The sequence below is a fragment of the Photobacterium sp. HL06 genome (genome assembly GCF_059552575.1).
In genome coordinates, this window is sequence record NZ_CM183914.1 from 2,772,927 (window position 1) to 2,798,343 (window position 25,417).

A 25,417-nucleotide genomic window follows, 5' to 3' on the forward strand; every position below is an offset into this window, starting at 1 on the left:
TTGGCATAAGCAGCTAAAATGGAATTCCTACCAACTTTACTTCATCAGACGGCCACTCTTTGTTCAGTGGATAAGCCATTGTATGCCCAGTAACTGCCCACGCTTTACTATCATTCAATGCGTTTAAATTATTGACACACCTGTAACCGCTAGAGCCGTAGACTTCCTCATCGCCAAACAGAACAGAAAACGCGTCACCTTGGCTGAGTCGGTCTGAGTGAACCTTTTCCAACAGTTTTTTAACCAATCCTTGTTTTCTGTGTTCTGGGTGAACACAAACTTCCGCGACCCCACAAATGGGCGTAGCCTTTCCATTGATTAGCACTTTCTTCTCATGCACAGCAATATGAGCAACTAATTTATCGCTGACCCAAAGCATATACCTGTGCTGGGGAGTTTCGTTGTAATACCGCTGCTTACCGAATATTTCTGCATCATGACCCTTAATGAAACAAGAGCTAAGTAGGGTACGAAGCTTTAGATCTAACTCTTCTGACACATCGGAATCTTTAACATACTGAAAATTCATTCAACAATTTCCTGATTACTTGCCGAACCATATACCTTCTTTAGCCGCTCGTTAGGTTTGGGAACCTCAAACCAAGACCAAAATTGGGATAGCATTTCAGGTGTCATCTCAAAGGACTCTTTCCCACTCACTGAGTTTCTTGATAAAGCTCGCTGGCTACATGTATCGAAATCCACATCAAGATAAATCATTTCGTAGTCTGCATTTATGCTCTTAGCCCAATCTTCGATTTCCTTTCTATCTGCTTGTTTCCAGAATCCAAAATCGAAAATTACAGATACCTGTAGCTCAAGCATCCGTATCGTGGATTGCTTAAATAGGTCTGTTAAGGTAGCTATTCGGGCATCGAAAACATCTCTCTCCATATGTTCACCATATAGAGGGATCATCCACTCGTCTATTGAGAAACGGAATGCAGACTCATTTTCCGCCAGTTGTTTCGAGAATGTGGTTTTGCCTGAGCCAATGAAACCACAAATAAAGTAAATTTTAGCCATACCACCCACATTGAAAGCGCTTTCTTGTGGGTAAGATTACAGATAATGCACTGAATTAATTGTGATTACGCTCAGACTTATAAGATTATTATGTGAAATGTGTGAGTTTTTGCTTATGAGGAATAACTATGCAATTACTCGATACGTAACATTAGATGCGAAATGAAAGAAAATGGGAGAAACCTTGCACCGCGTCTTAGCTTCCGTTCGTGCAGATAGTGCCGATAAGTCAGGGACAGAATTTATCGACCTAAATCCTTACTGGCACACAATGGGGCATTATTGAGTGTTCGAGTTAAATCTGATCACATACTTATTGTTCGATTTCTGGTATTGAGAGTAATAGCAAATGTTTAAGCGCAGAGGCGTTGAGAAGCCAGTTTTGATGCCTAATCTATGAGTTTACCGTAATGGGCATAATGAGCACTTCAAATCTCCCTAATGTTTTGAAAAGATTCCATATATCAAGGGGAAATCTATGGGTACGATATTAGGATTCATTATTTTAGCTATCATCGCTTATTTTATAAAAAAGCGCTATGGCTTAACTATGACTAAATTCTTCGAGAAAAAAATAGCTGAGCATAACCAAAAGAAAAAAAAGAAAGAAGAAAAGAAAAATCGATATTAAACAATATTCCCATACAATGCTCCATGAATGAAAGCCTGTCACTAACGACCTTAGTGTTGTGTTCTAAACCGACAAGCACGATTAGAAATGTATCGTAAAATCACATGAACAGCATGTGAGTGAGCTTTGGCTCTAAATGGTTTTGGGGCAAAAATAACTTAAAGCAACCTGTCGAATCTGATTGAGCGGAGTCAAGCAAGATGACAGATTACGCCTAGCTTAAAGCACATAATTACCATTAGCCTATTTAAGCAATTGCGACAGAATAAAGCCGCGCTGAATTTCGCGGCTTTGTTGGTCAGGAGAGAGGGTTAACCTGGCATCTCATCAAAGGTATCTTGCAGGGCAAGCTTCAGATCCTGCTCAGCTTGTGCCAGCGCCTTACCAGCCTGCTGGCGTTTGATCCGCCCTTCCTTGACATGGCCGAGGGTATTTTTCAACGTGTCGATCGTGAGCTGGTTAACTGTTTGCAGCGACTCAATATCCAAAATACCACGCTGGTAGTTTTCTGAAATTTGCTCTTCCAGCGCCTTCAGCTTCTCGGCATTTCGGACATACTGCTTGTTGGTATAGTCTTTCACCGTACGAGTGACTTTCAATGCTTTCTCTTTCTCAAAGTTAGAGATAGCAATCAGGAACTGGCGCTTCCACAGCGGTAAGGTATTGTGAATGATGTCCTGGATATCTTCCATTAGCATCTTATTACCTTCCTGCGACAGGCGGATCTGCGGCGCTGTCTGAATCGCTGCCATTCTGGCAAGGCTGAGGTTGTGAACCCGCTTTTCAAGCCGTGACATTGCCTGCAGCGCATCCCGGTATGCTTGACCATCTAAGGGATCGTTACTCGCGTCCGCCTTAGCCCTCAAGTCGGCCAGCTCTTCGTTCTTCAGCCTATCCAGACGGATATTCCCGGCATGGATATAGATATCTAGCTGCTGCAGCAAGCCGAGGTTTTCATCGTACAGGCTATCGAGCTGTTGGATATCCTGGGCCAGTTTGACTTCCTGTGCTTCCAGGTGGTTTGCCAGCTCATCAAGCTGATCTTTCACGGTATCAAACCCTTTGACAAACTTGCCAAACGACTGAAACAGCTCACCAATCAAAGGCAGGCGGGACAGAAAACTCTCCTTGCCCAGCTCATCAAACTGAGAGCTGCTCATGTTGGTTACCATGGCATGGAGAATATCGCCGGCATCGCCGCTATCTTTGGCCCTGACATCTGCAAGCACCCGATCTGAAAAAGCGGTAATACTTTGCAGGGCCTCTTTCCCAAAGACCAATGTGGACACGGTATCGAACGGGTTTAGCTGCTCAGCCAGTGTTGTCGCCTTTTTCAGCTCTGCATCACTTAACCGCTGTTCGATAGTATTCGATGATTCTTGTGTCATAGCATTCCTTATACATTGTAATTGGGGAAAAAGCGCCATAATTGCTCGAACTGGCGGGCAAATGCCTCAACTTGGCGTTTATCGTCAGTGAGGGTAAGGTCTTCTGTATTGAACTGCGACGCGCTGCGGGTCCAATTAAAACTGCCGTTGATCAAACGTTCGTTATCAAACAAGGCGAACTTGTGGTGCATGTGGTAGCTAGTATTATCAACTTTAATCTCGACACCCTGACGAGCAAGGTAGTCAATATCGCTGCCAATATCGTTGACTTTGTCGTTATCGGTAATGATCCTCAACTTAACGCCACGTTGATGAGTAGCTAATACCGCCTTTGTCAAGGTGTCATCCGCAATGGTAAAGACGCAGATATCAACAGACTTCACCGCCCGCTCCAGCTGATGCTTAATACCGTTCAAACAGCGGTTACCCGGCGAGAACCAAGATTCTGCCAGCACCTCATTCCCTGCGCCGCGAACTTTATCCAGTTGCTTAATAACCTGCTCCAACCATTTCAATGCCTGCAAACCGTCACCAGATCCCCGCAGTGTCTGCTGAACCAGATGAAAACTCTGATTGCGAAGGTATGACAAATCGTCGACCTTGAGCTCCGCTGTCGCGAGCTTATCGGCCAAATCACGGCGCTCAGTGTTATCCAACTTGTAATCGTCAAAGCTTTGTTTTAACAACGTCTGTATATCAAACTTTGTCACCATCGGCCTCCTTATGCGAAGTCGTATCGGCACTCTGTGTCAATGTTCTCGCCACCTTAGTCACGTTCTGGTTTAACGCCACCATCTGCTGGACCATCTGTCCGGCCCGATCCTCTGAATCACCCATCTGCTGGCGACGGTGGTAACCATCCTTGATAAGCTGCCAGCGTTGCTGCTGTTCATCACTCATATCACTTCGTAGTTCAGCAAGTTTGAGCAGGTTTTCTTCTGTACCAACGGTTAGCGTCTGCGCCTCGCCTTGATAGTGATCCTGAAGCAAAGTCTGCAGCTCTTCATCTGTCATTACCGGGGATATCTTCTCACCCAGCTTGTTCATATTCCGGTATGAACCCTGAAGCTTGAACGGAGGCTCAACCCGGTATTCATCGGCCATCGCTGCAGAAGCAATGTATTGCTGGTTCACTTTCAATACTGTCTGCTGGACCTTCAATAACTTATCAAGAGTAGCAACGATCTCATTGGCCTCGGTGGCAGAATAAGGATGGCTGAGATCACTCAGTGCAATATTCTCTCCTCTGGCCATATCAATCATGCGGTAGAGATCATTGAGATCGCGCGTTGCCAATGGTGCCAATATAGGATTTGAAGTCAGTGAGTTCTCGATGAAGGAGAGCTCAAAAGCAGCTTTCTGATCAGAAAGCATATCCCCCAGGTTGTAGATATCCGCACGGTTAGCCAGCATATCGGGGATTTTAAACACATCGCCCGATTCGGTGTACGGGTTTCCTGCCATCACAACAGCAAACTTCTTACCGCGCATATCATAGGTTTTGGTTTCCCCTTTCCAGCTCCCCTCTACCCGCCGAGTTCCATCACACAGTGAGATAAACTTCTGCAGGAATTCAGGGTTGGTGTGCTGGATATCATCAAGGTACAGCAAGACATTGTTGCCCATCTCGAACGCTAGGTTGATCTTTTCGACCTCACGCGCAGCATTTTGATCCGGTGCATCCTGCGGATCGAGCGAAGTGACCTCATGGCCAATTGAAGGACCATTGATCTTCATAAAGACCAAGCCTAACTTGTGGGCAACATACTCGATCAATGTCGTTTTACCGTAACCCGGCGGCGAGATCAGCAGTAGCATGCCCATTAAATCAGTTCGTTTATTATCCCCCAGCGCGCCCATCTGTTTTGCCAGGTTATCGCCAATCAATGGCAGGTAACTGTCACTAATTAGCTTGTTACGGACAAATGAGGTTAGCGGACGCGGATTGAACTCACTCAGGCGAATAGTTTTCTTGGCTTGCTCCAATAGAGCAGCTCGCTGCTTAAGGTAGGCGTCATACTGCACAATAGTATGGCTATTATGGTGCTGACAACGCTGAAGAAACTCATCTAGAGTAATCGTTAGCGTGCCCTCTTTCACCCTAGGATGCTCACCCAGCAAGGACGGCACCTTGAGCTGCAAAGAAAAATCAACCGGACTCAGCATAACCCGGCTATTATCGCGGATCGTCGCCAGCGCGGCGGCCTCAGTCACGAAGGCCTGCCCTTGCTGCTGGTGCTCACTGTAGGCTTTAAGCCACTGGTAATGATCAGCAAGTAAGGCAATATCGCTTTCAGGTTCAGGCTGCCAGCCTAAGCTGCGACGGAAAGCCAGATAGACATCGCATAGCTCAATCGCATCTCGGCTGACGTCAGCCTGCAACCCAGGTTGTCCCAGTAGGCGAATCGCATAATCAGCACTGCGTTCACGATCGCAAGGTACATGCTGCGGCAACTGTTCAATCAATGCCGTTTTGAGTGCATCGAATGCTGCCGCTGATGATAGGTGCTGTTTCATCAACAATGCATTGCGAGCCTGTTTCCGCCACTGCTCAACAGCCTCACCTGTTGTTGCCACCAACCACAGCAACGCGTTGGCTCTAGAGGCCTGATCAAACCGAAGTAACCCGGCCTGCTCATAGCAAGGCAGCAGGGCCGATAATATCTTCTCGGCATCGTGATCATGCACACCTTTGACATAGCCTTCACGATAACGTGGCGCGGCGTACGTTTGGATCAGCTTAAGCAAGCCACTCTCTTTCACTGCCTGAAGCAATCCCTCGACGGACAAACCATCTTGCTGTTGCTGGGCAGATCTGAGTACGCTATAGGCAAGGTATTCCGCCCGGTAGACACTGTCTGTTTCCGAGGCCACATCCAATTTAGCCATCGACTGCAAATCCAGGAATGCCTGATCGGCCACTGGCTCGTAATAGTCAGTCCCCGAGATATGCAGGCTCAGTACATTGGCATGTTCTACCAGGCTGAGATCCAATGCCTGTTGATTAACACTAAAGCGATGCTTGCCGAGCCGCAGTACTTTGCCGCCCTGCTCGAAAATATCTTGGTTGTCCCGCAATGAGCGCAGAGCCTGATCCTGCGCGGCCTTGAGCCTGCTATCAATCGCATCGGCCTTAACACTATCGCCAAGATCGCGAATTGACAGAGAGAGCTGGTGCAGCTTCTGAACCATATTATCGGTGGCAAAAAAGCTATTGAGTGCCGCGACATCATCAAAACGGGCCACCCGCTTCTCAATGCTTTTGAAAGTCACATCAGCCGCTTGGTTTAAGTTCTGAACCCGCCGCTGCTGCGCGGTGATCAACTGTTGCTTGTGACCTTCTAAGGTAGACTGAATTTCATCACGCTTAGCGTAAATTTCTGCCAGAAACTCATCAAAATCGGCAAATCGTGATTCCAGCTTTTCCAGCTGGCCAATGAGTTTGGCCAATTGTTCATCACACTGATCAGGAGTTTGTGCCTGCTCCATCGCACTATTAACGGCTTGAGCCAACAACTTGAATTGTGAACTGAACTCCGCTTTTGCTTCGCCACCACGCAGGGCCTGATGCTTTTGCTTAAGCCGGGCTGATGTCGCGTTAAGCTTGGCAGTGACTTCAGTGGTCAGATCCAGGATCCGGGTAGCCTGGGTCGGATCATCGGTCTCAATGTCTGCGACTTCTTCCGTCACCAGTGCCAGATCGTGTCTAACTTTATCGACACGCTGCTGCAATGCGACCAATTCGGTCGTTTTCTCGGCCGTTTGCAGCTGATCATCAATAGAGGCGATATCTTGTTTGTAAGGGCGATATGCTTTTTCTTCTTGCAAAAGCCCCAGCAAGACTTTGTTGAGATCTTGCCGTTGGTGGTCAAGCTGCTCTTGAAGCGCGACAACCTGTTGTTCTGGCATGTAGCGATGTTCGCGCAACGCCATCACATTGCCCACTTCAGCTTTTAACTGAGACAACAAGCTCAGCAGCGTATTGGCTTCATCACGGGGTGCCAGCTTCAGGGTACCAATCAGTTCACTGACTTTCTCCTGCTGCTTCGCCATCGCAGCTTCAGCATGTTGCTGGAGCTGACGTACCTTGGCAAATTCATCAATGATGAGATCAGCCGTTGCCATCAGCTGGCTGACGGCCTCACCCAGTCCTATCGCTGTCGCATTGTTCAGCCAGTGGTAGTTGTCAAGTGTTGCCTGGCATGTTTTAAGCAGCGATTCATAGGCTGTCTGGCTAACTTCATCGCTCTGTGCTAGCTGACAAATTGACAATAATGAGGAAAGTGCACGAACCAGCTCAGCATTGCCGAGGTTGACCAGAAATGAGTCTGCACCTTCCTTGTTCTTCTGAGTATAACTCTCAATATCGGTGAAAGGAGTTTGCCAGATCCGCAACGGGTGAATAGTAGCCGCTTCGGCATTTTCGGAGACCCGAAACATCAGCATCCGGCCATCCGGGTACAGGCTATAGCCATGACTGTGCATCGGCGATGAAAACGCCTTTTCAATCAGATTGTAGGTATAGATAACATACGAGCCTTTCTCGACATCAAAGAAGAAGTAGAGAATATCTTCCCCGTTAGGCGAACTGACCTGTTTAAAAAAGCGCAATCCCTGCCAGGACTCGTCGTAATGCTTGCTTTCGCCATTTGCCAACACATAACCATGTGAAAACAAAATACCATGATCTTCCGGCAGGGCTTTGGCGCTCATACCAATGGCATCCGCCCTGACAACCTGATGGTTCAGTGAGTTAAAGATAAAATAGCGGTATGCTTTTTCGCGGTTCGGCAACACTTTCAACAGAATAAGATCGCCCACTTCGGCGTAGGCGATCTCGGCGTCGGCAATGGTTTGATAGGCATCATCAACCAGCTCGTCGTAAATCCCCTGTCCCTGGTCGGTATTGTTTTCAATCTTGATAGTCAGATCGCCGCCGACACATTCAACAAACAACCGATCTTTAACCGAGACATGCGGGTGTTCGCCGCTGATATGATCTTCACGGGTGGTCATCACCCACTCAAAGTCATGCTGCAGGGCCGCGGTCAGGGCATGCTGCCCTTGTGCATCCAAATAACGCACAGCATCTTTGCCGATCTCAAAACGAAACACCTTACGGTCTTCTGCCCGCATCCCGATCTGAAAGGCCAGATACAGCATGTTTTCCTGTCGTGAGATCTGTGACAGTCGGGCATCTTTGTAGTAGGTAAAAAGCTCTGTAAATTCTTGGGTAAACTGGGGATCGCTGAGAAATGAACCCTCAAGGCATATCGGCTCCATTCGGAACGTATCATCATGCTCAGCCAGGGTATACAGGCCGAAAACATCACTCAGTGCAGGTGTCGTTTTTAGCCCCATATAGACTTGGTAACCAAATAGCAGCTGACCATTTACCTGGGCCATATCCACCGGGATGCTGCGGGTATCGGTCTGGACATTGGCTTTGCCCGTTAGTGAAAACTCACTCCCGCCAAATGTCTCTTGGCGTTTCTGATTAAACGTCTGCGCCAGCGATTTTAACGTTTCGCCTTGCTGGGAAAGCCGGGACTTGAGAACCTCATAAGCCCCAGCTTCACCAACCGCTTTATCAATTGCATTATCAGTCGTTGTTTCTGTCACTTTACTCAATCCTTGAAAACCCCTTATGCCAGCAGCATAAGGGGTATACCTGTCAGTTAACTATCCAGTGAGCTATCCGCATCACCTGATAATTTCTCTTTCAGCGTTGAAATCAAATCAGATGGGCTCTTGGCCGAATTCAACAAATTAGCAATCGCTATATTGCTGATATCATTAGATTTGAGTTCCGTGTTTTCAAGGATGTCCTTCAAGTCCTGTGGCAGGCTGCGATTGCCATTCATGTACTCGCTCACCAACGGCGAGAGCACTTCAGATTCAGTGAAGCGATTATCCAGAGCCGCCGAATCAATCACGGTACGACGAATTTGTTCCATACCTTCGCCACCGAACAGCTTGATATCGGCTGCGGCCAGTGCCTGAGCCAAAGCTTTCGCACTCTCAGACGATACTTCCTGCTGCGCCGTAATACGGGCGATCTCCAGCTCTTTCTGCTGCTGCAGCTGCATCACCCACTTATCGTGTTCGCGAGTCTGATCGTCGTACTGGCGAGCAGCCTCAAAACGGGCTGTTTGGGCTTCGGCTTCTGCCAAGCCTTTAGCACGCAGTGCTCCTGCTTCCGCCTCACCGGCTGATTGCAGAGCAAAGGCTTCGGCTTCACCAGTTTCCTTGATAGCAACAGCACGTTCACGCTCAACTTCAACCTCAGCCAGGCCTGTCGCACTGATTTCCTCTTTCTCAGCTTGCGCCATACGTTCTTTTGCCGCAGCCTCGCGATCTTGCTTGACGAACTCAGCTTCCGCCTGTTTGGTCTGCACGGCATATTCAGCTTCTGCGATACGCGTCTTCACTGCCAGCTCATTCTCGGCATCTCGGGTACGGACCTTAATCTCCGCATCATTTTCAATCAGTAGCTTATCGGCTTTCTCTTTGGCGGCTTCTTTCTCTGCCTTCGCAGCCACCAACAGTTCAAGCTGCTTGGCTTCCGCTTCCGCTTCGGCCTCAACCATCCGGACTTTCTTCTGGCGGTTAACCTGCTCGGTAGCACGCAGGTTCTCGGTTTCTTCTTCCTCACGAGCGATCTTGCGCTCAATTTCAACACGCTGGGAACGGGTTTCCGCCACAGACTTCAACGCCTCTTCAACGGTCGTTTCTTTGTCCATTTCCTTTTGCGCGACTTCTGTCGCCGTCCGTACTTTTTCTGTTTCAACGGCCCGGCTTAGCTCTTCCTGCTGAATCGCAACCTGGCGCTGGTTGGCGATGCGGGTCATCTCTACTTCCATGTCGACCGTTTCTTTTTTCTTCGACACTTCTTCTTCAGTTTCTAGCTGAGCTAAGCGAGTAATACGTTCATACTCCTGGCGCTTCTCTTCGGCCAGCGCATGTTCCTGGGCCTTAATGATATCCACTTCGCGCTGGGTACGGGCGATACTCTCTTTTTCTTGCTTATCAAGCTGAAGGCGGTTCGCTTCCGCTTCGACATTTTTCTTTTTGATCGAGGTCTGCTCATCCTGGCGGATCGCATTGGTTTCGGTATTTTTTACCGACGTGATTGATGAGATCTTGCGGATCCCTTCAACATCCAGAATGTTATTAGGATCATGGGCTTCCAATGCGGTCTGATCCACCTTGTCGATCACCACATCATAAATTTTGAAGCCATCCATTTCACTGCCGATCACCGCGACAACCGCATCTCGAAAAGCACGACGGTTAGTCAGCAGCTCTTCAAACCCAAATTGCTTGACCGCTGTCTTCAATGCCTCGGAAAACTTAGGCTGGAAATGATCTTTCAACCGTTCAGGGTTAGATGCACCGAGGGTAGTGAATAGTTTAGCCACTCGAACAATGTCATCTTCTTCATGGTTAACTCCGATATAGAAATCTACTTTGAGATCGGCCCGAATATTGTCTTTGCAATGCAAGCCTTCATACTCTTCACCTTCCTGATCTTTTCGCCCGCTGCGGATCACCGAAATTTTCTTCCGGGTAATATCCATGTACTCCGCGCGATTGACAATCGGCCAGACAAACGTACCGGTAAGAGATGCGCGGGTACGATCAACTCCGTTAATAATTAAGGCTTCACCTTCATTGCGGACTTTGCGATAGCGTGCGGTTAGGAACAGTAAAATCACCAAAGCGATTCCAATACCAGCAAGAATAAATATCATGCTCGGAGACAAAACCATCGTACAACTCCTTTGTAAACTCAATAAAATAATAAGGTTCAGAGCTAACCTGCTAAATCAGGTTAACTCTATATTCGGTAGGCTAAAGACAAGAGAAATTAAATCTTGGCGACTAGGTATTTTTCTAGGTCCGGATGCTTCGAGACAATGACAACATCATCGCCATACTGAACCTCATCCTCCCCTTCAATATAGGCATCTAGCTGAATTTCATTGCCACCCTGATGGATAACAACTTCACCATGACTCGAGGAAACCTGGTTGCTCCTGACACTTGCTCTCATCCCTTCATAGCTCATTTTGGCGAACGCATTCTTGGCATTGAATACCGGAGCAAGCGGCTTCAAGGCAAAAGCCGAGATGTGTAGCGAGAGGTAATAAATCACAAATAACGCTGGCACCGTGACAGCGTAAAAGACCGTGCCAGTAAGCAGGCTGAACAAGTACTGCTGGAGGTAATAGCTGAGTACCGTCGCAACAAAACTGCTGACCGTTAGTGCAACAGGTAGCGGTACCTGGGAAACAATGGGTGGTAATAGTAACTTGGCCGACCAGCCCGAATCGAAATCCACACCTTCAGCATCACCAAGACTGCCGTCTGACAAATCAAAGATCAGATCGATAAGCATCAACCCAAAAAACAAACCAAACGGAATAGAAAAAATAGCAACTGGATAAGACAACAGGGCATCAATGAAAGTTAACATTAATAGACAAACCTCAGCAAATGGAGCCCAACTATCACGACATAATATGCAACTATCAAACCCCCAACAAGATGAATATTGCTGCAACAGATTTTTTGCGGTTTAGCTCACAGCAGATAAACTTAAACAAAAACAATAACTACCGAAACACCTTTCGTCTTGAGATTGGAACTTCAGTTAACTCAACCTCCAGCCCCTCAAACGGCAGCAGTACAAAAAACCACCATCGCTGGCCAATGCGGAAATATCAACCAATTTTCTGACGTTTAATGTTCAATTGAGCTGAATTTAGAGGTAGAATCCAGCCCTTCTTTCTGAACCGCACTTTGAACATGATAGATTTCACCATACTACCGGTATACCTAACAGCAGTAATCGCCCTATTACTGATCCCCGGGCCGGATATGTTATTGATCGCCAGCTCTAGCCTGAGCTATGGCAAAAAGGTAGGGGTATTCGCAAGCCTAGGTAATGCGACCTCTGGAGTGGTATTGACCGTTCTTGCCGCTATGGGGGTTTCAGCCTTGATAGCCATGAACCCTATCGCTCTGCAAGTTCTTCGCCTGCTGGGTGGGGCTTACTTGCTGAAGATGGGCTGGGATTGCATGCGCACCAACCCGGCAGATGCGCCGGATGTTGAGAAGGCTTCAGGCCTGGCGATGACACTCTATCGCCGTGCGGTGATCAGTAACCTGCTTAACCCTAAAGCTCTAATTTTCTTTGTTCTTTTCTTGCCACAATTTGTTTCGGTCCAGATTTCCGCCTCGTCCGGTGAACAAATGCTGGTACTGGGATTACTGCTAAACGTACTCGGGCTGCTGTTTAACCTGTTTCTGGTTACCATGGTTGGCAGCTTAGGCCAGCCTCTGCTGAAAAACGAAAAGTTCAGAACCAACCAGCATAAGTTCATGGGGCTGGTATTCTTTGTCCTTGCTATCTGGTTACTGGCATCTCAAGTCCCAACACCTTAACTGCCAGGTGATATTACAGACACAATCAAAAAGAGCGCCCAAGGCGCTCTTTTTATTTATCCATATTTATACATTCGCGGCAGCCCAACTGCATAGCCCCAGTTGGACTTCATCAAACCGAGCTTCAAAACTCGACTCCAAAGGGCTACACGCATAGTAACCAACACTAACCGGCAATGAGGCTGGTGGTGGGGGATTCACCCGCCCCATTTCCCGTGTTGTTTCACCCAACATATGCAAGTGGAACACCCGCATCTGCTGGTAGTGCTTACCATCTAATGATGATTCAACCATGAAATCCGGGCCACGGCGGCTGAGCCGAAACCAAACTTCATTGATCGAGGCTATATCTGTGGTCGCCCGATCGGAATAGCCAAAATTTGTCACGACACTACTTAGCCTCGACAAGTACGAATTTTCATATTCGAGCGATGCCTTGAACCAATTATCTTTATTGAGATAGATAACGATCCCAGCCTGATCAAAGCGTGCTTTATGATCGAAGCGCACCCTCACCGACAGCGTGAAATTCTCATCAATAGTAGCCAGCAGTGCCGGGGCATTTTCATTTTGGCGGCCACAATAGCTACGCTGCCAGAAGTCCGTTTCAGGCTCGGTGACTATTGTTAGCTCACCGTCCTCTACCGAAAAGTGTTTTGGCTTGTTAAGCCAAGTCATTGCTTCAGCATTCATCACCTAATCCCTGCCAACACTGCTCGCTGTTATTACCGGTTAATCAGTAATACACGGGTTTCATAAGGTTGCAGGGTAAAACAATGCGCCGGGCTCTGCTCGGTTACACCTGCATAGTTAGACAACACATATTTGCCCTTCTCGAGTGCAATCTCCTTAGGCAAAAAGCACTCAACCACTTCACCGTAGTAGTTATTAATACAAATCAATACCTGGGACTCAGACTCGCGCTTGTAGCAAAAGAGGCTATCGTGCTCCGGCATCATATCGGTGTAGTCACCGGTCGTGATCACATCAATTTCTTTACGCAAAGCAATCAGCTGGCGGTAGAAATGGAATACCGAACTATCGTCAGCAACCGCTTTTTCCGCATTGATCTCAGGATAATTTTCAGCCACATCCAGCCATGGTTTACCCGCCGAGAATCCCGCATATTGGCTGTCATTCCACTGCATTGGCGTTCGGGAGTTATCACGGGACTTCTGAGCCAAAATGGCCAGCATGTCCTGATCACTCACTTCGTGCTGGTTCACCATAATGTCGTACATATTGGTACTTTCGACATCACGGTATTGTTCAATTGATGTGTAACCCGGGTTGGTCATCCCAATCTCTTCCCCTTGGTACACATAAGGCGTGCCTTGCATCATATGAACAGATGCTGCCAGCATTTTTGCCGACTCGACACGGTATTGCTTGTCATCACCCAGGCGGCTAACAACCCGAGGCTGATCATGGTTACACCAGAACAATGCTCCCCAGCCTTTACCGTTAAGCCCTTGCTGCCAGTGATTGAATATCTCTTTCAGCTGATGGAAATCAAACGGTGCCTTGGTCCACTTCTCGCCATTTGAATAATCCACTTTCAGGTGGTGGAAGTTAAATACCATCGACAGCTCTTTCCCATCAAGTGATGAGTATTGCTGGCAATGTTCCAGAGTCGTTGATGACATCTCGCCGACTGTGACTGAACCATATTTCTGAAAAACGGCTTCGCTGATTTCCTGCAGGTAGTCATGAACCCGAGGGCCATCGGTATAAAAGCGGCGACCATCACCAAGGCAGTCATTCGGAAAATCCTGCAGCTTGGAAATCAAGTTGATAACATCTAGTCGGAAACCGTCGACACCTTTTTCTGCCCAGAAGCTGATCACATCTTTCACTTCCTGGCGGACCTTTGGGTTTTCCCAGTTCAAGTCCGCTTGCTCTTTGGCAAACAGGTGAAGGTAATATTGGCCTGTTGCTTCATCTAGCTCCCAGGCATTACCACCAAATTTCGACTGCCAGTTAGTCGGCTCGCCACCATCGACCGGATCTTTCCAGATATAGTAGTCACGGTAAGGGCTGTTCTTGTCACCCAAGGCAGACTGGAACCAAGCATGCTCGGTGGATGTGTGGTTAACCACGATATCCATGACAATCCGGATCCCCCGCTGGTGAGCTTGCGCCAGCAACAGTTCAAAATCTGCCATGGTGCCAAAATCAGGGTTGATATTGTAATAGTCGGAAATGTCGTAACCGTTATCGATCATTGGCGAACAGTAAACTGGCGTTAGCCAAATTGCATCAACACCCAATGTTTTCAGATAATCGAGCTTTGAGATAATTCCTTGAATATCACCCGTACCCTGACTTCCGCTGTCACAAAAGCTCTTAGGATAAATTTGGTAAATAGTCGCCGTACGCCACCATTCAAATTGCTCTTTCATCGTCTCTAGCCTGATATTTTATTGAAATTTGATGAGGTCGCCGGTATGTACCGGCGACCAAGGAAGTGCTTATTAAGCTGTTTGAGGAGCTTGTTCGATTTCGCCTTTAGCCTGGGCACGCTTGTACATAATCAGAGTCAGAGCCATTGGAACAGTAATTGCCACTAGCATTGCAACCAGATACACCGTCCAATACTGAGGCTGGATAGACAAGATGCCTGGCAGGCCACCTACACCGATACCATTTGCCATAACCCCTGCGCTACCACAAATCGCTGCCGCAATGGCCGAGCCAATCATGGCGCTAAGCATTGGGAACTTGTACTTAAGGTTAATACCGTACATCGCAGGCTCTGTTACGCCAAGGTAAGCTGAAATTGCTGCAGGTACCGATATTTCACGCTCGTTGTGTTTCTTGCTAATCCAGATAATACCCACAACTGCTGAAGCCTGAGCAATATTTGACAGTGCAATCAGTGGCCAGATTGGTGTACCACCCATGTCCTGCATCAGCTGAAGGTCAATGGCATTGGTTGTGTGGTGAACACCGGTGATAACCAGTGGTGCGTACAAGAAACCAAAGACCATCGCGCCAAGAATCGCAAAGTCACCCGTCATCGCAACTTTCGCTGCGTAACCGACGGCATCACCAAGCATACGACCGAATGGACCGATAAATGCGTGGGCAAGAATGACCGACAGGATAATTGACACAAACGGTACGATTACCAGGTATAGGTAGGCTGGAATAATACGCTTCAGGTTGGTCTCAATCAGTGCCAGCGCAATACCCGCCAGCATCGCCGGGATCACCTGGGCCTGATAACCCACTTTTTCTATGACGAACAAGCCGAAGTCCCAACTCTCCGGTGCCTGCTGCCCTATGAGGTAGGCATTCATTAACTGTGGTGATACCAAGGTCACACCCAGCGTAATACCCAGGATTGGCGTTCCGCCCAGTTTCTTCACCGTCGACCAACACACACCAACCGGCAGGAAGAAGAAGATTGCTTCACCAATTAACCACAGGAAGGAGTGCACGGTTGCCCAGAACTGGCTGATTTCAGTCAGCGTCTGGCCATCAAACATCCGAATGTCGCCGATAACATTACGGAAACCGAGGATCAAACCACCGGTAATAATGGCTGGTAGCAAAGGAACAAAAATTTCGGCAAGGTGTGAAATTCCGCGCTCCAGCAAGCTCATATTTTGGCGAGCTGCCACTTTTGCCTCTTCCTTACTGGCGCCAGCACTACCCGTCATCTCTTTTAATACTTTATATACCTCATCTACTTCCGTGCCGATCACTACCTGAAATTGACCCGCATTGGTAAAACACCCTTTCACCATTGGGATTTCTTCAATTTCTTTGACGTTAGCCTTGTCAGTATCGCTAAGAACAAAACGCAGTCGGGTCAAACAGTGGCTAACGCTGGCAATGTTTTCACTACCGCCGATTAGTTCCACCAGACGCTCGATTTGCTGTCGATTAATCTTACTCATGCCGATGTCCATGTTTATATTTGATAGGGAATATCGTTATTGTTATCCCGCAATGGGAATGTTCCCATCGCTCGAGATAATAATGGCAAAGCTATCGGAAAATTTAAATGGGAACATTCCCATTGCGTGAATCAGTTCACACATTCAGTTCAATTATTAAACTGAACCCTAGCTATACAAAGATTTTAGAACGCAAGCTATAAACTTGCCTGCTGGGTTAAATGGGTAATGGTGTGCTGGCCGGTAAGTTGCTTAATCAACAAGTTGGCAGAGGCATGCCCGGCCTTGAAATAACCAGGATCAATACTGAAGGTATTAGGGAAGATAAAAGAGAGAAGATCGGTTGCACCGACGCCGGAAACCTGGATATCCGTACGACCCAACTCCTGAAGCCGCTTGGCAACCCCCATTGCCAGGGTATCACTGGCGCAGACGATCGCTTGGGTATCAGAAAGGATCACCCTATCTGTCAGCTGATAGGCACTTTCATGGCTAAGCTGCCCAGTCTGGTAGCAAGGTTCAATACCTACCTGCTCACAGCATGCCTTATAGGCATCCAAACGCATCTGGCCGGTTGTTTTATCACTGGGATCAACGCCGATATAACTAATATGCCGCTTGCCCTGCAGCAAAAAGTGGTTCATCGCCAACTCGATAATGCCATGGTTATCGTAACCTACCGACGAGATCCTATCTGTATCAACGGCAATCACTACCGCTTTGTGCTTGAGGGACTCAACCACCGTTAAGTCACAATCAGAAAAACCAAATACAATCACCCCATCAACATTGCGCTTTTGCAACACTGCAAGGTGCTCATTGGTTTTCTCGGCGCTGAATTGGCTCTCCATGATCACGGCATCATAGCCAGCCTGGTAGATCACCTCCAAAATACCACTCACCGCCTTATTTTCTGAAGGTGAGTCCAATCGGGAAAGTATGATCCCAACCACTTTGGCACTGCCTCCCCGCATAGCCTGCGCTGACTTGGACGGCACATAGCCAGAATCCCGGATCACCTGCTCAACCTTTTCACGGGTTTCAGGTTTTACTTTGGGATCATTGGTGAGAACACGAGAAACCGTTGATTTTCCAACCCCGGCCAATTTCGCAATATCTAAAATAGTGAGCTTCTGAGTCATAAATCTATACAAGCTAATACAATCCACCCTATTGTCACTGTCAGGCTCAGGATTTCAATCATTTTCCTCATCTCCGGTTCAAAATCACAGCTATCAGCGACAAATAACATCCAGTACCTGTTCAAAAACGAAAAAATGACAAAGTAGTGATTAATGACAAATACTTACAGTAAGCAGACATTCTCTGAAGCAGAATTGGATAAATTGAGCCCAGTGACGGTATTTACTTGAATTAGTTATGTTCCGTCCCCATATCTGATATCAAACTGAACATTATTTGTTTGGTGTCATAAATAAATATTAAAGCTATAAATTGCTAAAAGTCGTGTTGGCCTGTTCTTTTGCTTCTCCCTTTTTAATATGCCCACACGAGTAAAAGCATAAGGATGATTATGATTACTCACGTTGGCATTATCGATCAGGATCCAGTAAGACTGATAACCCCTCTGCTCGACCATGGCATTCCCGCTGATAAAATGATTTTTATTGGCACCGAGTCGCAACAGGAGCAGTATGATCGCCTGGCGAGCATTCTTGTTCCACGCAACATTGAATCTGAATTCTTCATCATCTCAGACTCGATTAATATTAGCTGTATACGACGCAAGCTCAATGAGTTAGCCGAACAGCTAAAACAGCAGCAGTCAGAAGTCTGGTTTAACGCCAGCTGTGGCCTTCGTCACCGCCTGCTTTCCGCCTATGAGGTTTTTCGTACTTACCATTGGCCTATCTATGTAATTGAACCTTTCAGTGACGAGATGTGCTGGCTATACCCTTCTGACCGTGATCAACAGCAGGTAGAAGACCGGATTCAGCTGACTGACTATTTGACCATTTTCGGCGCCCGCAGTGAGCTACCCGAAACGACTGTTCCGGAAGCGCTCAATGATCAACTGTGGGAACTGGGCCAACGCTGGGCAAGTTCGGCGCTGGAACTGGGGCCGGGGCTTGCCACCCTCAATTACCTGGCGACAACCTGCCGTAAAGAACAAAAGCTAGATGTCGCGCTGAGTGAAAAACAACAAGGCTATAAAGAGCTCGGGATGCTGCTGGCCGATCTGGAAGATACCGGGCTTGCCACTTACCAAAATGGTATACTGACGTTTAAACACGAAGAAGCCCGCCGCTTTGCCAACGGTGAATGGCTAGAGAACTTAGTACACAGTACCGTACGTGCTATTCAGAATGAACTACCGACGATTCAGGATCACTCATTAGGCGTGCAGGTATACCGTAAAATTGGGGATCGCGAAGTTCGCAATGAGCTCGATGTGGCCACCGTGGTGAATAACAAGCTTCATATCATTGAATGCAAAACCAAAGGCATGCGTGATGACGGTGATGACACCCTGTACAAACTCGAATCACTGCGTGATCTGCTCGGCGGCCTGCAGGCACGTGCCATGCTGGTCAGCTTCCGCCCGCTGCGCCATCATGACTTAGTTCGAGCGCAAGATTTAGGGTTGGCAATTATCGGCCCGGATCAGCTAGGCGAATTGCAAACCCACCTACATAACTGGCTCAAGGATGCCGGTGGCCAAAGCCATAATATGGCTTAAAGAGCGGGTTGTGGGATCCTAGATCCTGGTTCCTGGACTAGGTTCTAGGTTCTAGGTTCTAGGTTCTAGGTTCTAGGTTCTAGGTTCTAGTAACCAGTATCTATGCTCTTCCCTAAAAACTCCACCTTATCTGCCAGTACAGCAACGTACTTGCCGTTTGGCCGAACAGGCTATCACTGCTACCGTCAAAGCGCTGAATGACGGTGAGCATCTGCCAGTCATCAGATAATGAATAGGTATTGTTCGCCCCAATAAAGAACGAGCCGTCATCGTAATAAGTAGCAGAAAAAATCAAACGGCTCAGTGGCGAAACATCAAAGCCGGCATCGGCATACCAACTCAGGTTAGTGAAGCTCAACGTACGGGCCGTCAGCGGAAGATTAAGAAACAACAAGGCATTTTGTGGGTCTTGGGGGTTGGAGATGTGTAGCACTGCAGTCCGGGCCATCCAGTTACGTTTGCCGCCAAAACTATAGTCAACTTCTAAGCTAGCAACAGAGGACGATTCCAGAGCCTCGCCTTTCCAGCCATCATATACCGGATCGAACCAGCTTAACTCGCCGCGAAAGCCCGCTCCTTTGATATCACCAGCAAAACCTGCACCTATCACATGGTCGAGGCCTGATTTACCCACCAGCAGTTGCCCATCCCAACCCTGACGATTGAAGAAGTAGCGGCCAGCATAGCTGTCCAACTCACTGTCTTGGCTCGGGCTATAGACAACATCAACCGAGCTGGCAAAACCCAGCTTGCGGCTAAGCATCACTGCATCACTGCCGGAGCGCTCTTCATAATCAAAATCATAGATAGAATACGAGTTGAAAATATCATTGGGATTCCAGAGCGTCGCCATCCCCCAGTTAATCCGAAAGCGCCCAGTCTGCAGCTGCCAGTCGTCATGTTGCCAGGTAAGATAAAGGCGATCGAACTGAGTCGTACCGACAACGCCCTTCTTATCCAACCAATTGGTCGACAAATCCATATAGCCAGGATCAAAACCCACCAGCTGGCCGAACCCCGGGGTCTCAGCCGTATCACCAAATAACAGGCGATTTCGCATACCAACATTAAAGCGAATATCACTGTTAAAGCGATATTCAAAATTAAACCGCTGATGAACAAGATGATCCAAGCCGCTGCTTTGGCTATCAGGCAAGGTCGCCGTGGCCATGTATTTCACATAACCATTTAAATCCCAGTCTTGCTCCGGCTCTAGGCCTGGCACCTGTGCCATTACCGAAGCACTGAGTACACCAGCGACCACTAGGTATTTCTTCACTGGCGGCGATCCTCTTTCAGCTCCCCGTCCTCAAATACAATCACCCGCCGCGCCCTCTTGATAACCCTAGGATCATGAGTTGAAAAGATAAACGTCGTGCCTTCTTTCTCATTCAGTTGCTGCATGATATCAAGCAGCTCTGCGGTGCTTTGCGCATCTAAATTGGCAGTCGGTTCATCAGCCATCACAAACCTTGGTCTTGGCGCTAATGCCCGAGCCACCGCTACCCGTTGCTGCTGGCCGCCTGAAAGCTTGGCTGGGATCTTATGCTGCTGATCGGATAGGCCAACCTGGGCCAGCAGCTCACTGGCTCGCTGCCGACACGCTTGCTCGCTATGACCTTGAAGCTGCATCACAAACTCGACATTTTCCAACGCGGTCAGTACCGGCAACAAGCTGTAATCTTGGAAAATGAAACCAATATGATCGCGGCGAAAGGCGATTAGCTCTTTTTCTTTCAACTCGCAGATATCACAGTCATCAATACGTACCTCGCCCGAAGTTGGCTGATCGATACCACCAAGCATATTGAGTAATGTCGTCTTACCAGAACCCGACGGCCCCATCACGGCCACAAACTCTCCTTGTTCAATCATCAGATCAAGACTTTTCACCGCATGAACCGGAAAATCTGAATCAGGATTATACGTTTTACATAGCTGGTTGGTTTGGATGGTCATGCTCAATGTTTCTCCGCCATTGCATCAACAGGGCGCTGCTTCAAAATCTGCCGCGCCGGATACAGTGCAGCCAAAATACTGGCAGCCACTACTGTGATAAAAATCATCTGGTAATCAGTCACAGAGACCTCCGGGTACAACGTTGTATCAACACCGAACGCCCCTAACCCTTCAGCCACCTTGCCTAGCGGGACCCCGGTATGCTGAAGCAGCTGCATTAACCCCAAGCTGCTTAATAGTCCTAGCAATGCACCGGTGATCCCAAGCCAAGCCGTCTCTAGCATGATCAGAAGAAAGATCCTGTGCTTTTGCATACCAACCGCCATCAATACCCCGAACTCCCGGGTACGCTCGAACACCGACATCAGCATGATATTGACGATCCCAAAGCCTAGTGCGAGGACAAAAATCCCTAGCATGATCGCATTGCTAGGACCCATTTGTTTGATGATAGAAGCGAGCATCGGTTGGACCTGCTGCCAGTCCCTTACTGTATTTTGCTCCGCTACCTGCGTTTGGAGAGCCTGGCGCAGTGAAAATGCCGCATCATCATCATCAAGCAGTATCGCTATTTCATGACTGCCCTTGATACCTGCTAATGTCATTAAGTCACCACGGCGAACAAAGACATTCGCCTCGTCAAAGCCAGACGAGGGCGTTTTGAAGATCCCGCGAACACGAAATGCCGCGCCAGTCACATCACCGCTGGCATTGGTAAAAGTCAGCACCACTTTGGAGCCAACTCGCAGCCGTAGCCGCTCAGCCGTTTTGCTTGAGAGCAAAACAGGATTGCGTCCCTCCAGTGATAACCATTCACCTTGCTTGATGCTGGTCGCTAACGGCGTCACTGAAGCTTCCGATTCCAAATCAATGCCATTGATCCTTACCCCGCGGGCACTACGCGCCGAAGCCACCATCCCGTCGGCAACAAACCGGGCAGACCAGGCTTTGACTTGTGGCAATTGCTCAAGCAGTGCGTTCAGTTTCTTTGAATCAACAATGGTGGAATTAATGTCGGGATTGGTAAGATAACGCGTGTTGTGAACCTGAATATGGCTGGTCTGCCAGGCAATGGCGTTATCAATCATGCTGCCATACATGCCAGTCATAAATCCCATCATGCTAACAACCCCCATCAGGCCGAAGACCATGGCACTGAGCATGATGCTGGTTCGTAATTTATTGCGCCATAAATTGCGCCAGGCCAATTTAACCAGCATGCCCACCTCCTTTCAGTGCCCTGACTAAATCCAGCCGATAGACACGCCACATCGGGTATATCATGCAAAGAAACAATAGGCCCAGCACGATCACAATCTGGTTGATAAACAACCAAGGCTCTAGCAAGACAGGCAGAACGGGATCCCATCCCATTTCCAGGATCATCTCCGCGGTTTCGCCTGTTAGCACTATTGGATTGAAGTAAAACCAGATCAAAATCGGCACGGCAATAATCAGCCCAATAACGACACCAAGCAGCGCGATGAAAAGAGATTCAATGCTGATCAATACAATCAGCCTCTTTCGCAATAACCCGGTTGCCAACATGACACCAAACTCACGTTGACGCTCAAGGGTCATCATCAATAAGGTGGCAAACAGGCCAAATCCCACCACTCCATAGAGCAGGTACATCATGATAATACCACCAGCTTTATCCATCAGGATTTGCTGCGCCATCTCTGGTGAGAGATCTTGCCAGTCACGAACATTGGTCTGCCCTGTATAGTCCGCGCTGAGCTCGGCAACGGTTTGCGGTAGTTCAGACAAGGTACGGGTATGCAGCACCCAGGCTGTCACTTGCTGCTCGGTACTGTATAAGATCTGTGCAAGTGCCAATGGCATATACACCAGCTGATTATCAAGCTGGGGCATCGGGAAATCCAATATCCCCTTGATTGGGTACAGACCTGCTGCAGTCTGGCCACGGTAACCCTGGCCATAGAGAATGATTTCATCCCCAACGTGCAGATCCAGATAACGCGCCAGGCCTTCACCGATCAACACCTGCCGATCACCAGCGTTCAAGAATTCTCCTGCGCTCAGCTTAGCGGCTATTCCCGAATAGTCGTTTTCTAGCTCGGGAAGTACCCCCATCACCATCACCCCTTTCGACTTATCGCCAGCGGCTGCCAACGCAAAAGATTCTACCCTCGGCAAGCTACGTTCGATATTCGGGTGATTTTGGGCCGCAGCAATAAATTGGCTGCTCGCTGGCAGCAAATCATCAATGCTCTGGCTATCAGAGAATTCAGGGTGCTGTATTTGTATCAGCCCGGTATAAAAACGGGCGGCATTCTCAATATTGTTGGCATAGCTCCCCTCTTGCAGGCAGCGCATAAACAGCGACAACGCCAGTGCTAATGCCAATGCAGAAGCTGTCAGGATTGTTCGACGCTTCTGTCGCCATAGATTCCGCCAAGCTAGTTTCACTAACATAAAGGCTCCTGTTCTACGTTAGTCACGCAGCGCTTTCATTTGGCTGAGCGAAAAGAAGCTGTCTTTAATAGCAAAATCAAATTGCGCTTGATGGGTTATGATCTGGGTTTTATTACCCGGTTTGTCAGCAGGCAGCATTTCCATCCGTGAGGCAAGCTGTCGCCCTCCGAGCAATTTTACATCGTAGGTTTTCATGGTGTTGACCAGTTCATCAAACTCGTCATAGAACTCGACCTTGCGCTGCAGGTAGGTCTTTTGAGAGATCCACAAGCGCACCTTATTCCACACCACCGGGGCATTGGACTTGGCAATTGAATCGATAACCCAGGTCGGATCGTTGTCAAATACCTCCTTGCCGACCATCTGATGACGGTAGTCAACTACAATAGAAGACTGGTTGATTAGATCATCATTGGTGAAGTCCGATCCCATCCAGGACTGGCTTAACATTGAAGGGGCTATCTTAATAACCCGTTCAATACTCGGGATCCAGTTCCACATTTCCCGCTGGCGTTTGAGCGAGGAGCTGCCTTTGTCTTTCGCTGGTGCCGTCACCAATACCAACGACAAATCCATCCCCTTGCTCCATGTTTTCATGCTCATGGTACGCGTCCAGCTAGGACGAATGATCTTCATCGTCGCTTCGGTATAGCTAGAATCGCCTCGCATTTGCAGATCAGATTTTCTGACGATTTCTGTCGCGGTCTCGGCTAGCAGTGGTGTCGAGCAAAGACCAACCACAATGAAAAGTAGAACGGATAAAACGCGCATAACCCTTCCTTAGCAAATTTTTTATTCAAACAGACACGCTTATTCAAACCAGGCAGCCAACGTTGCCTGATCTATTAAAGATAATGACCCTTTGGGAGCACCAAGGATACGCTCGACAGATGCCTGGGTAGCCGTGGTTTTATTGATCGCATATTGAAGCGATTGCCCTTTGGTATCTGGATGTAACAGCAACTCCGTCAACCCATCAGAAAAAGTACGTAGTACCGCAACAACCAGTTCAGCAACAACATTAGGATCCTGGGTCTCAAATACTCCTTCATCAACTCCTTGCTGGATAATCACCGCATAGTCTGAAGCCAATAACTTTGAGCTTTTCGTCATCAACTTATGCTTTAACGGCAGGTTCTCATCCATATTGATGATCTGGGCAAAACTGATAAGCGCTTCTTTCTGCTCAATCTTCCATTGGTTAGTCACCTCAAGCAGTAGATTCCACTTACTTATCGCATCCAAACCCGGTTCAATGATCAGCCCGCCAACCAAGGTTTGATATTGCGATAACATATCGTCGACCAACGCTTCTAAAATCGCCTGTTTCGAGTCGAAATAATGATAGAAAGCACCTTTTGAGACACCAACAGCTGCGATCAGATCATTCACTGATGTGCTTTCATACCCTTTGGTATAGAACAGGCCCTGTGCAGCCGTAATGAATTCACTACGCCTTTCATCAGGGGCTTTGATCACTCTGGCCATAAGAATTTTCTCTGAATATATTCAATACAGACGCAACAGACCGACCGTCGGTATGTGTTTAAAATATAATCAACACATTGTGTTTTTTCAATTCTAACGCTCATAAATTGAGTGATTAAATACTCAAACTGTTACATAACGAGTTGGCTATATTGCGATGGAAAAACGGTACACCTAATAAACCGTAGTAACATGGGGCTTAATAATTTTCTTATCAATTGCCTCGTACCTCTATGTTGGAGGGTCCAAATAAGCTGTATACCAATGTCAAGATGGCGCTTATTGGCGCTATTTACGCGTCAGATCGAATCATATAACTTCAGTTAGTCAAATTACATTGTTGGGTCATACATGCTGAAATAGCCTTGTTCAATAACACTTAGGGACACTAATTCGGCAATGAGGCCTGTAACCAACAAGCACCTAATTC

General features: G+C 47.9%; 20 protein-coding genes. 3 read left to right on the forward strand and 17 right to left on the reverse strand.

Annotated elements, in window-relative coordinates; all coding sequences use genetic code 11:
• Nucleotides 1–13: 13 nt before the first annotated feature.
• Together AC51G0_RS12660 and AC51G0_RS12665 are read right to left on the reverse strand one after the other, a co-directional pair.
• Nucleotides 14–529 (reverse strand): GNAT family N-acetyltransferase, encoded by a 516-nt coding sequence (locus AC51G0_RS12660; RefSeq protein ID WP_496298873.1) that lies wholly within the window; start codon nucleotides 527–529, stop codon nucleotides 14–16.
• Nucleotides 526–1,026 (reverse strand): P-loop nucleotide/nucleoside kinase family protein, encoded by a 501-nt coding sequence (locus tag AC51G0_RS12665; RefSeq protein ID WP_496298875.1) that lies wholly within the window; start codon nucleotides 1,024–1,026, stop codon nucleotides 526–528. Before AC51G0_RS12665 ends, AC51G0_RS12660 begins: the two co-directional genes overlap by 4 nt.
• A gap of 478 nt (nucleotides 1,027–1,504) precedes the next feature.
• Between AC51G0_RS12665 and AC51G0_RS12670 the strand changes: the two genes are divergently transcribed.
• Nucleotides 1,505–1,657: a hypothetical protein gene (locus AC51G0_RS12670; RefSeq protein ID WP_170107630.1), complete on the forward strand. Its 153-nt coding sequence runs from the start codon at nucleotides 1,505–1,507 to the stop codon at nucleotides 1,655–1,657.
• Between the two features lie 311 nt (nucleotides 1,658–1,968).
• Here the strand turns inward: AC51G0_RS12670 and AC51G0_RS12675 are convergent, their stop codons facing one another.
• From AC51G0_RS12675 to AC51G0_RS12695, 5 genes are all read right to left on the reverse strand, one after another.
• Nucleotides 1,969–3,045, reverse strand: a complete 1,077-nt coding sequence (locus tag AC51G0_RS12675) for a toxic anion resistance protein (RefSeq protein ID WP_496298877.1) — start codon at nucleotides 3,043–3,045, stop codon at nucleotides 1,969–1,971.
• Nucleotides 3,046–3,053: 8 nt separating this feature from the next.
• Entirely contained in the window at nucleotides 3,054–3,758 is a 705-nt protein-coding gene (locus AC51G0_RS12680; RefSeq protein ID WP_496298879.1) for a phospholipase D-like domain-containing protein, read from the reverse strand.
• Nucleotides 3,742–8,667, reverse strand: coding sequence for a DNA repair ATPase (locus AC51G0_RS12685; protein WP_496298881.1), 4,926 nt, complete (start codon nucleotides 8,665–8,667; stop codon nucleotides 3,742–3,744). Before AC51G0_RS12685 ends, AC51G0_RS12680 begins: the two co-directional genes overlap by 17 nt.
• 56 nt (nucleotides 8,668–8,723) lie before the next feature.
• Entirely contained in the window at nucleotides 8,724–10,817 is a 2,094-nt protein-coding gene (locus tag AC51G0_RS12690; protein ID WP_496298882.1) for a flotillin family protein, read from the reverse strand.
• A 98-nt stretch (nucleotides 10,818–10,915) separates the two neighbouring features.
• Nucleotides 10,916–11,524 carry a DUF1449 domain-containing protein gene (locus tag AC51G0_RS12695; protein ID WP_496298883.1) on the reverse strand — a complete coding sequence of 203 codons (609 nt, stop codon included), beginning with the start codon at nucleotides 11,522–11,524 and terminating at the stop codon, nucleotides 10,916–10,918.
• A gap of 332 nt (nucleotides 11,525–11,856) precedes the next feature.
• Between AC51G0_RS12695 and AC51G0_RS12700 the strand changes: the two genes are divergently transcribed.
• A complete protein-coding gene (locus AC51G0_RS12700) occupies nucleotides 11,857–12,495 on the forward strand; it encodes a LysE family translocator (RefSeq protein WP_496298885.1) in 639 nt (212 codons plus the stop codon).
• A gap of 66 nt (nucleotides 12,496–12,561) precedes the next feature.
• On the opposite strand, the gene AC51G0_RS12705 is transcribed toward AC51G0_RS12700, so the two are convergent.
• The 4 genes from AC51G0_RS12705 to treR all read right to left on the reverse strand — a co-directional run bounded on the left by AC51G0_RS12705 (nucleotide 12,562) and on the right by treR (nucleotide 17,542).
• Nucleotides 12,562–13,191 carry a DUF1349 domain-containing protein gene (locus AC51G0_RS12705; RefSeq protein WP_496298887.1) on the reverse strand — a complete coding sequence of 210 codons (630 nt, stop codon included), beginning with the start codon at nucleotides 13,189–13,191 and terminating at the stop codon, nucleotides 12,562–12,564.
• A 29-nt stretch (nucleotides 13,192–13,220) separates the two neighbouring features.
• Nucleotides 13,221–14,897 carry an alpha,alpha-phosphotrehalase gene (gene treC / locus AC51G0_RS12710; protein ID WP_496298888.1) on the reverse strand — a complete coding sequence of 559 codons (1,677 nt, stop codon included), beginning with the start codon at nucleotides 14,895–14,897 and terminating at the stop codon, nucleotides 13,221–13,223.
• A gap of 72 nt (nucleotides 14,898–14,969) precedes the next feature.
• On the reverse strand, nucleotides 14,970–16,400 hold the full coding sequence (treB, locus tag AC51G0_RS12715) for a PTS trehalose transporter subunit IIBC (protein WP_496298889.1): 1,431 nt from the start codon (nucleotides 16,398–16,400) through the stop codon (nucleotides 14,970–14,972).
• 197 nt (nucleotides 16,401–16,597) lie between these two features.
• On the reverse strand, nucleotides 16,598–17,542 hold the full coding sequence (treR, locus tag AC51G0_RS12720) for a trehalose operon repressor TreR (protein WP_496298891.1): 945 nt from the start codon (nucleotides 17,540–17,542) through the stop codon (nucleotides 16,598–16,600).
• 392 nt (nucleotides 17,543–17,934) lie between these two features.
• Between treR and AC51G0_RS12725 the strand changes: the two genes are divergently transcribed.
• Nucleotides 17,935–19,101 (forward strand): Card1-like endonuclease domain-containing protein, encoded by a 1,167-nt coding sequence (locus tag AC51G0_RS12725; protein ID WP_496298892.1) that lies wholly within the window; start codon nucleotides 17,935–17,937, stop codon nucleotides 19,099–19,101.
• 112 nt (nucleotides 19,102–19,213) lie between these two features.
• On the opposite strand, the gene AC51G0_RS12730 is transcribed toward AC51G0_RS12725, so the two are convergent.
• Genes AC51G0_RS12730 through AC51G0_RS12755 form a run of 6 tightly spaced genes read right to left on the reverse strand, consistent with a single transcriptional unit; the run spans nucleotide 19,214 to nucleotide 24,987 of the window.
• A complete protein-coding gene (locus AC51G0_RS12730) occupies nucleotides 19,214–20,335 on the reverse strand; it encodes a hypothetical protein (protein ID WP_496301939.1) in 1,122 nt (373 codons plus the stop codon).
• A gap of 41 nt (nucleotides 20,336–20,376) precedes the next feature.
• Nucleotides 20,377–21,060, reverse strand: a complete 684-nt coding sequence (locus AC51G0_RS12735; RefSeq protein ID WP_496298894.1) for an ABC transporter ATP-binding protein — start codon at nucleotides 21,058–21,060, stop codon at nucleotides 20,377–20,379.
• Nucleotides 21,061–21,062: 2 nt separating this feature from the next.
• Nucleotides 21,063–22,280: an ABC transporter permease gene (locus tag AC51G0_RS12740; protein ID WP_496298895.1), complete on the reverse strand. Its 1,218-nt coding sequence runs from the start codon at nucleotides 22,278–22,280 to the stop codon at nucleotides 21,063–21,065.
• Nucleotides 22,270–23,499: an ABC transporter permease gene (locus tag AC51G0_RS12745; protein WP_496298896.1), complete on the reverse strand. Its 1,230-nt coding sequence runs from the start codon at nucleotides 23,497–23,499 to the stop codon at nucleotides 22,270–22,272. The genes AC51G0_RS12740 and AC51G0_RS12745 overlap by 11 nt, the downstream gene beginning before the upstream one ends.
• A gap of 18 nt (nucleotides 23,500–23,517) precedes the next feature.
• On the reverse strand, nucleotides 23,518–24,270 hold the full coding sequence (locus tag AC51G0_RS12750) for an outer membrane lipoprotein-sorting protein (RefSeq protein WP_496298898.1): 753 nt from the start codon (nucleotides 24,268–24,270) through the stop codon (nucleotides 23,518–23,520).
• Between the two features lie 39 nt (nucleotides 24,271–24,309).
• Nucleotides 24,310–24,987 (reverse strand): TetR/AcrR family transcriptional regulator, encoded by a 678-nt coding sequence (locus tag AC51G0_RS12755; RefSeq protein ID WP_496298900.1) that lies wholly within the window; start codon nucleotides 24,985–24,987, stop codon nucleotides 24,310–24,312.
• Between the last annotated feature and the right edge of the window lie 430 nt (nucleotides 24,988–25,417).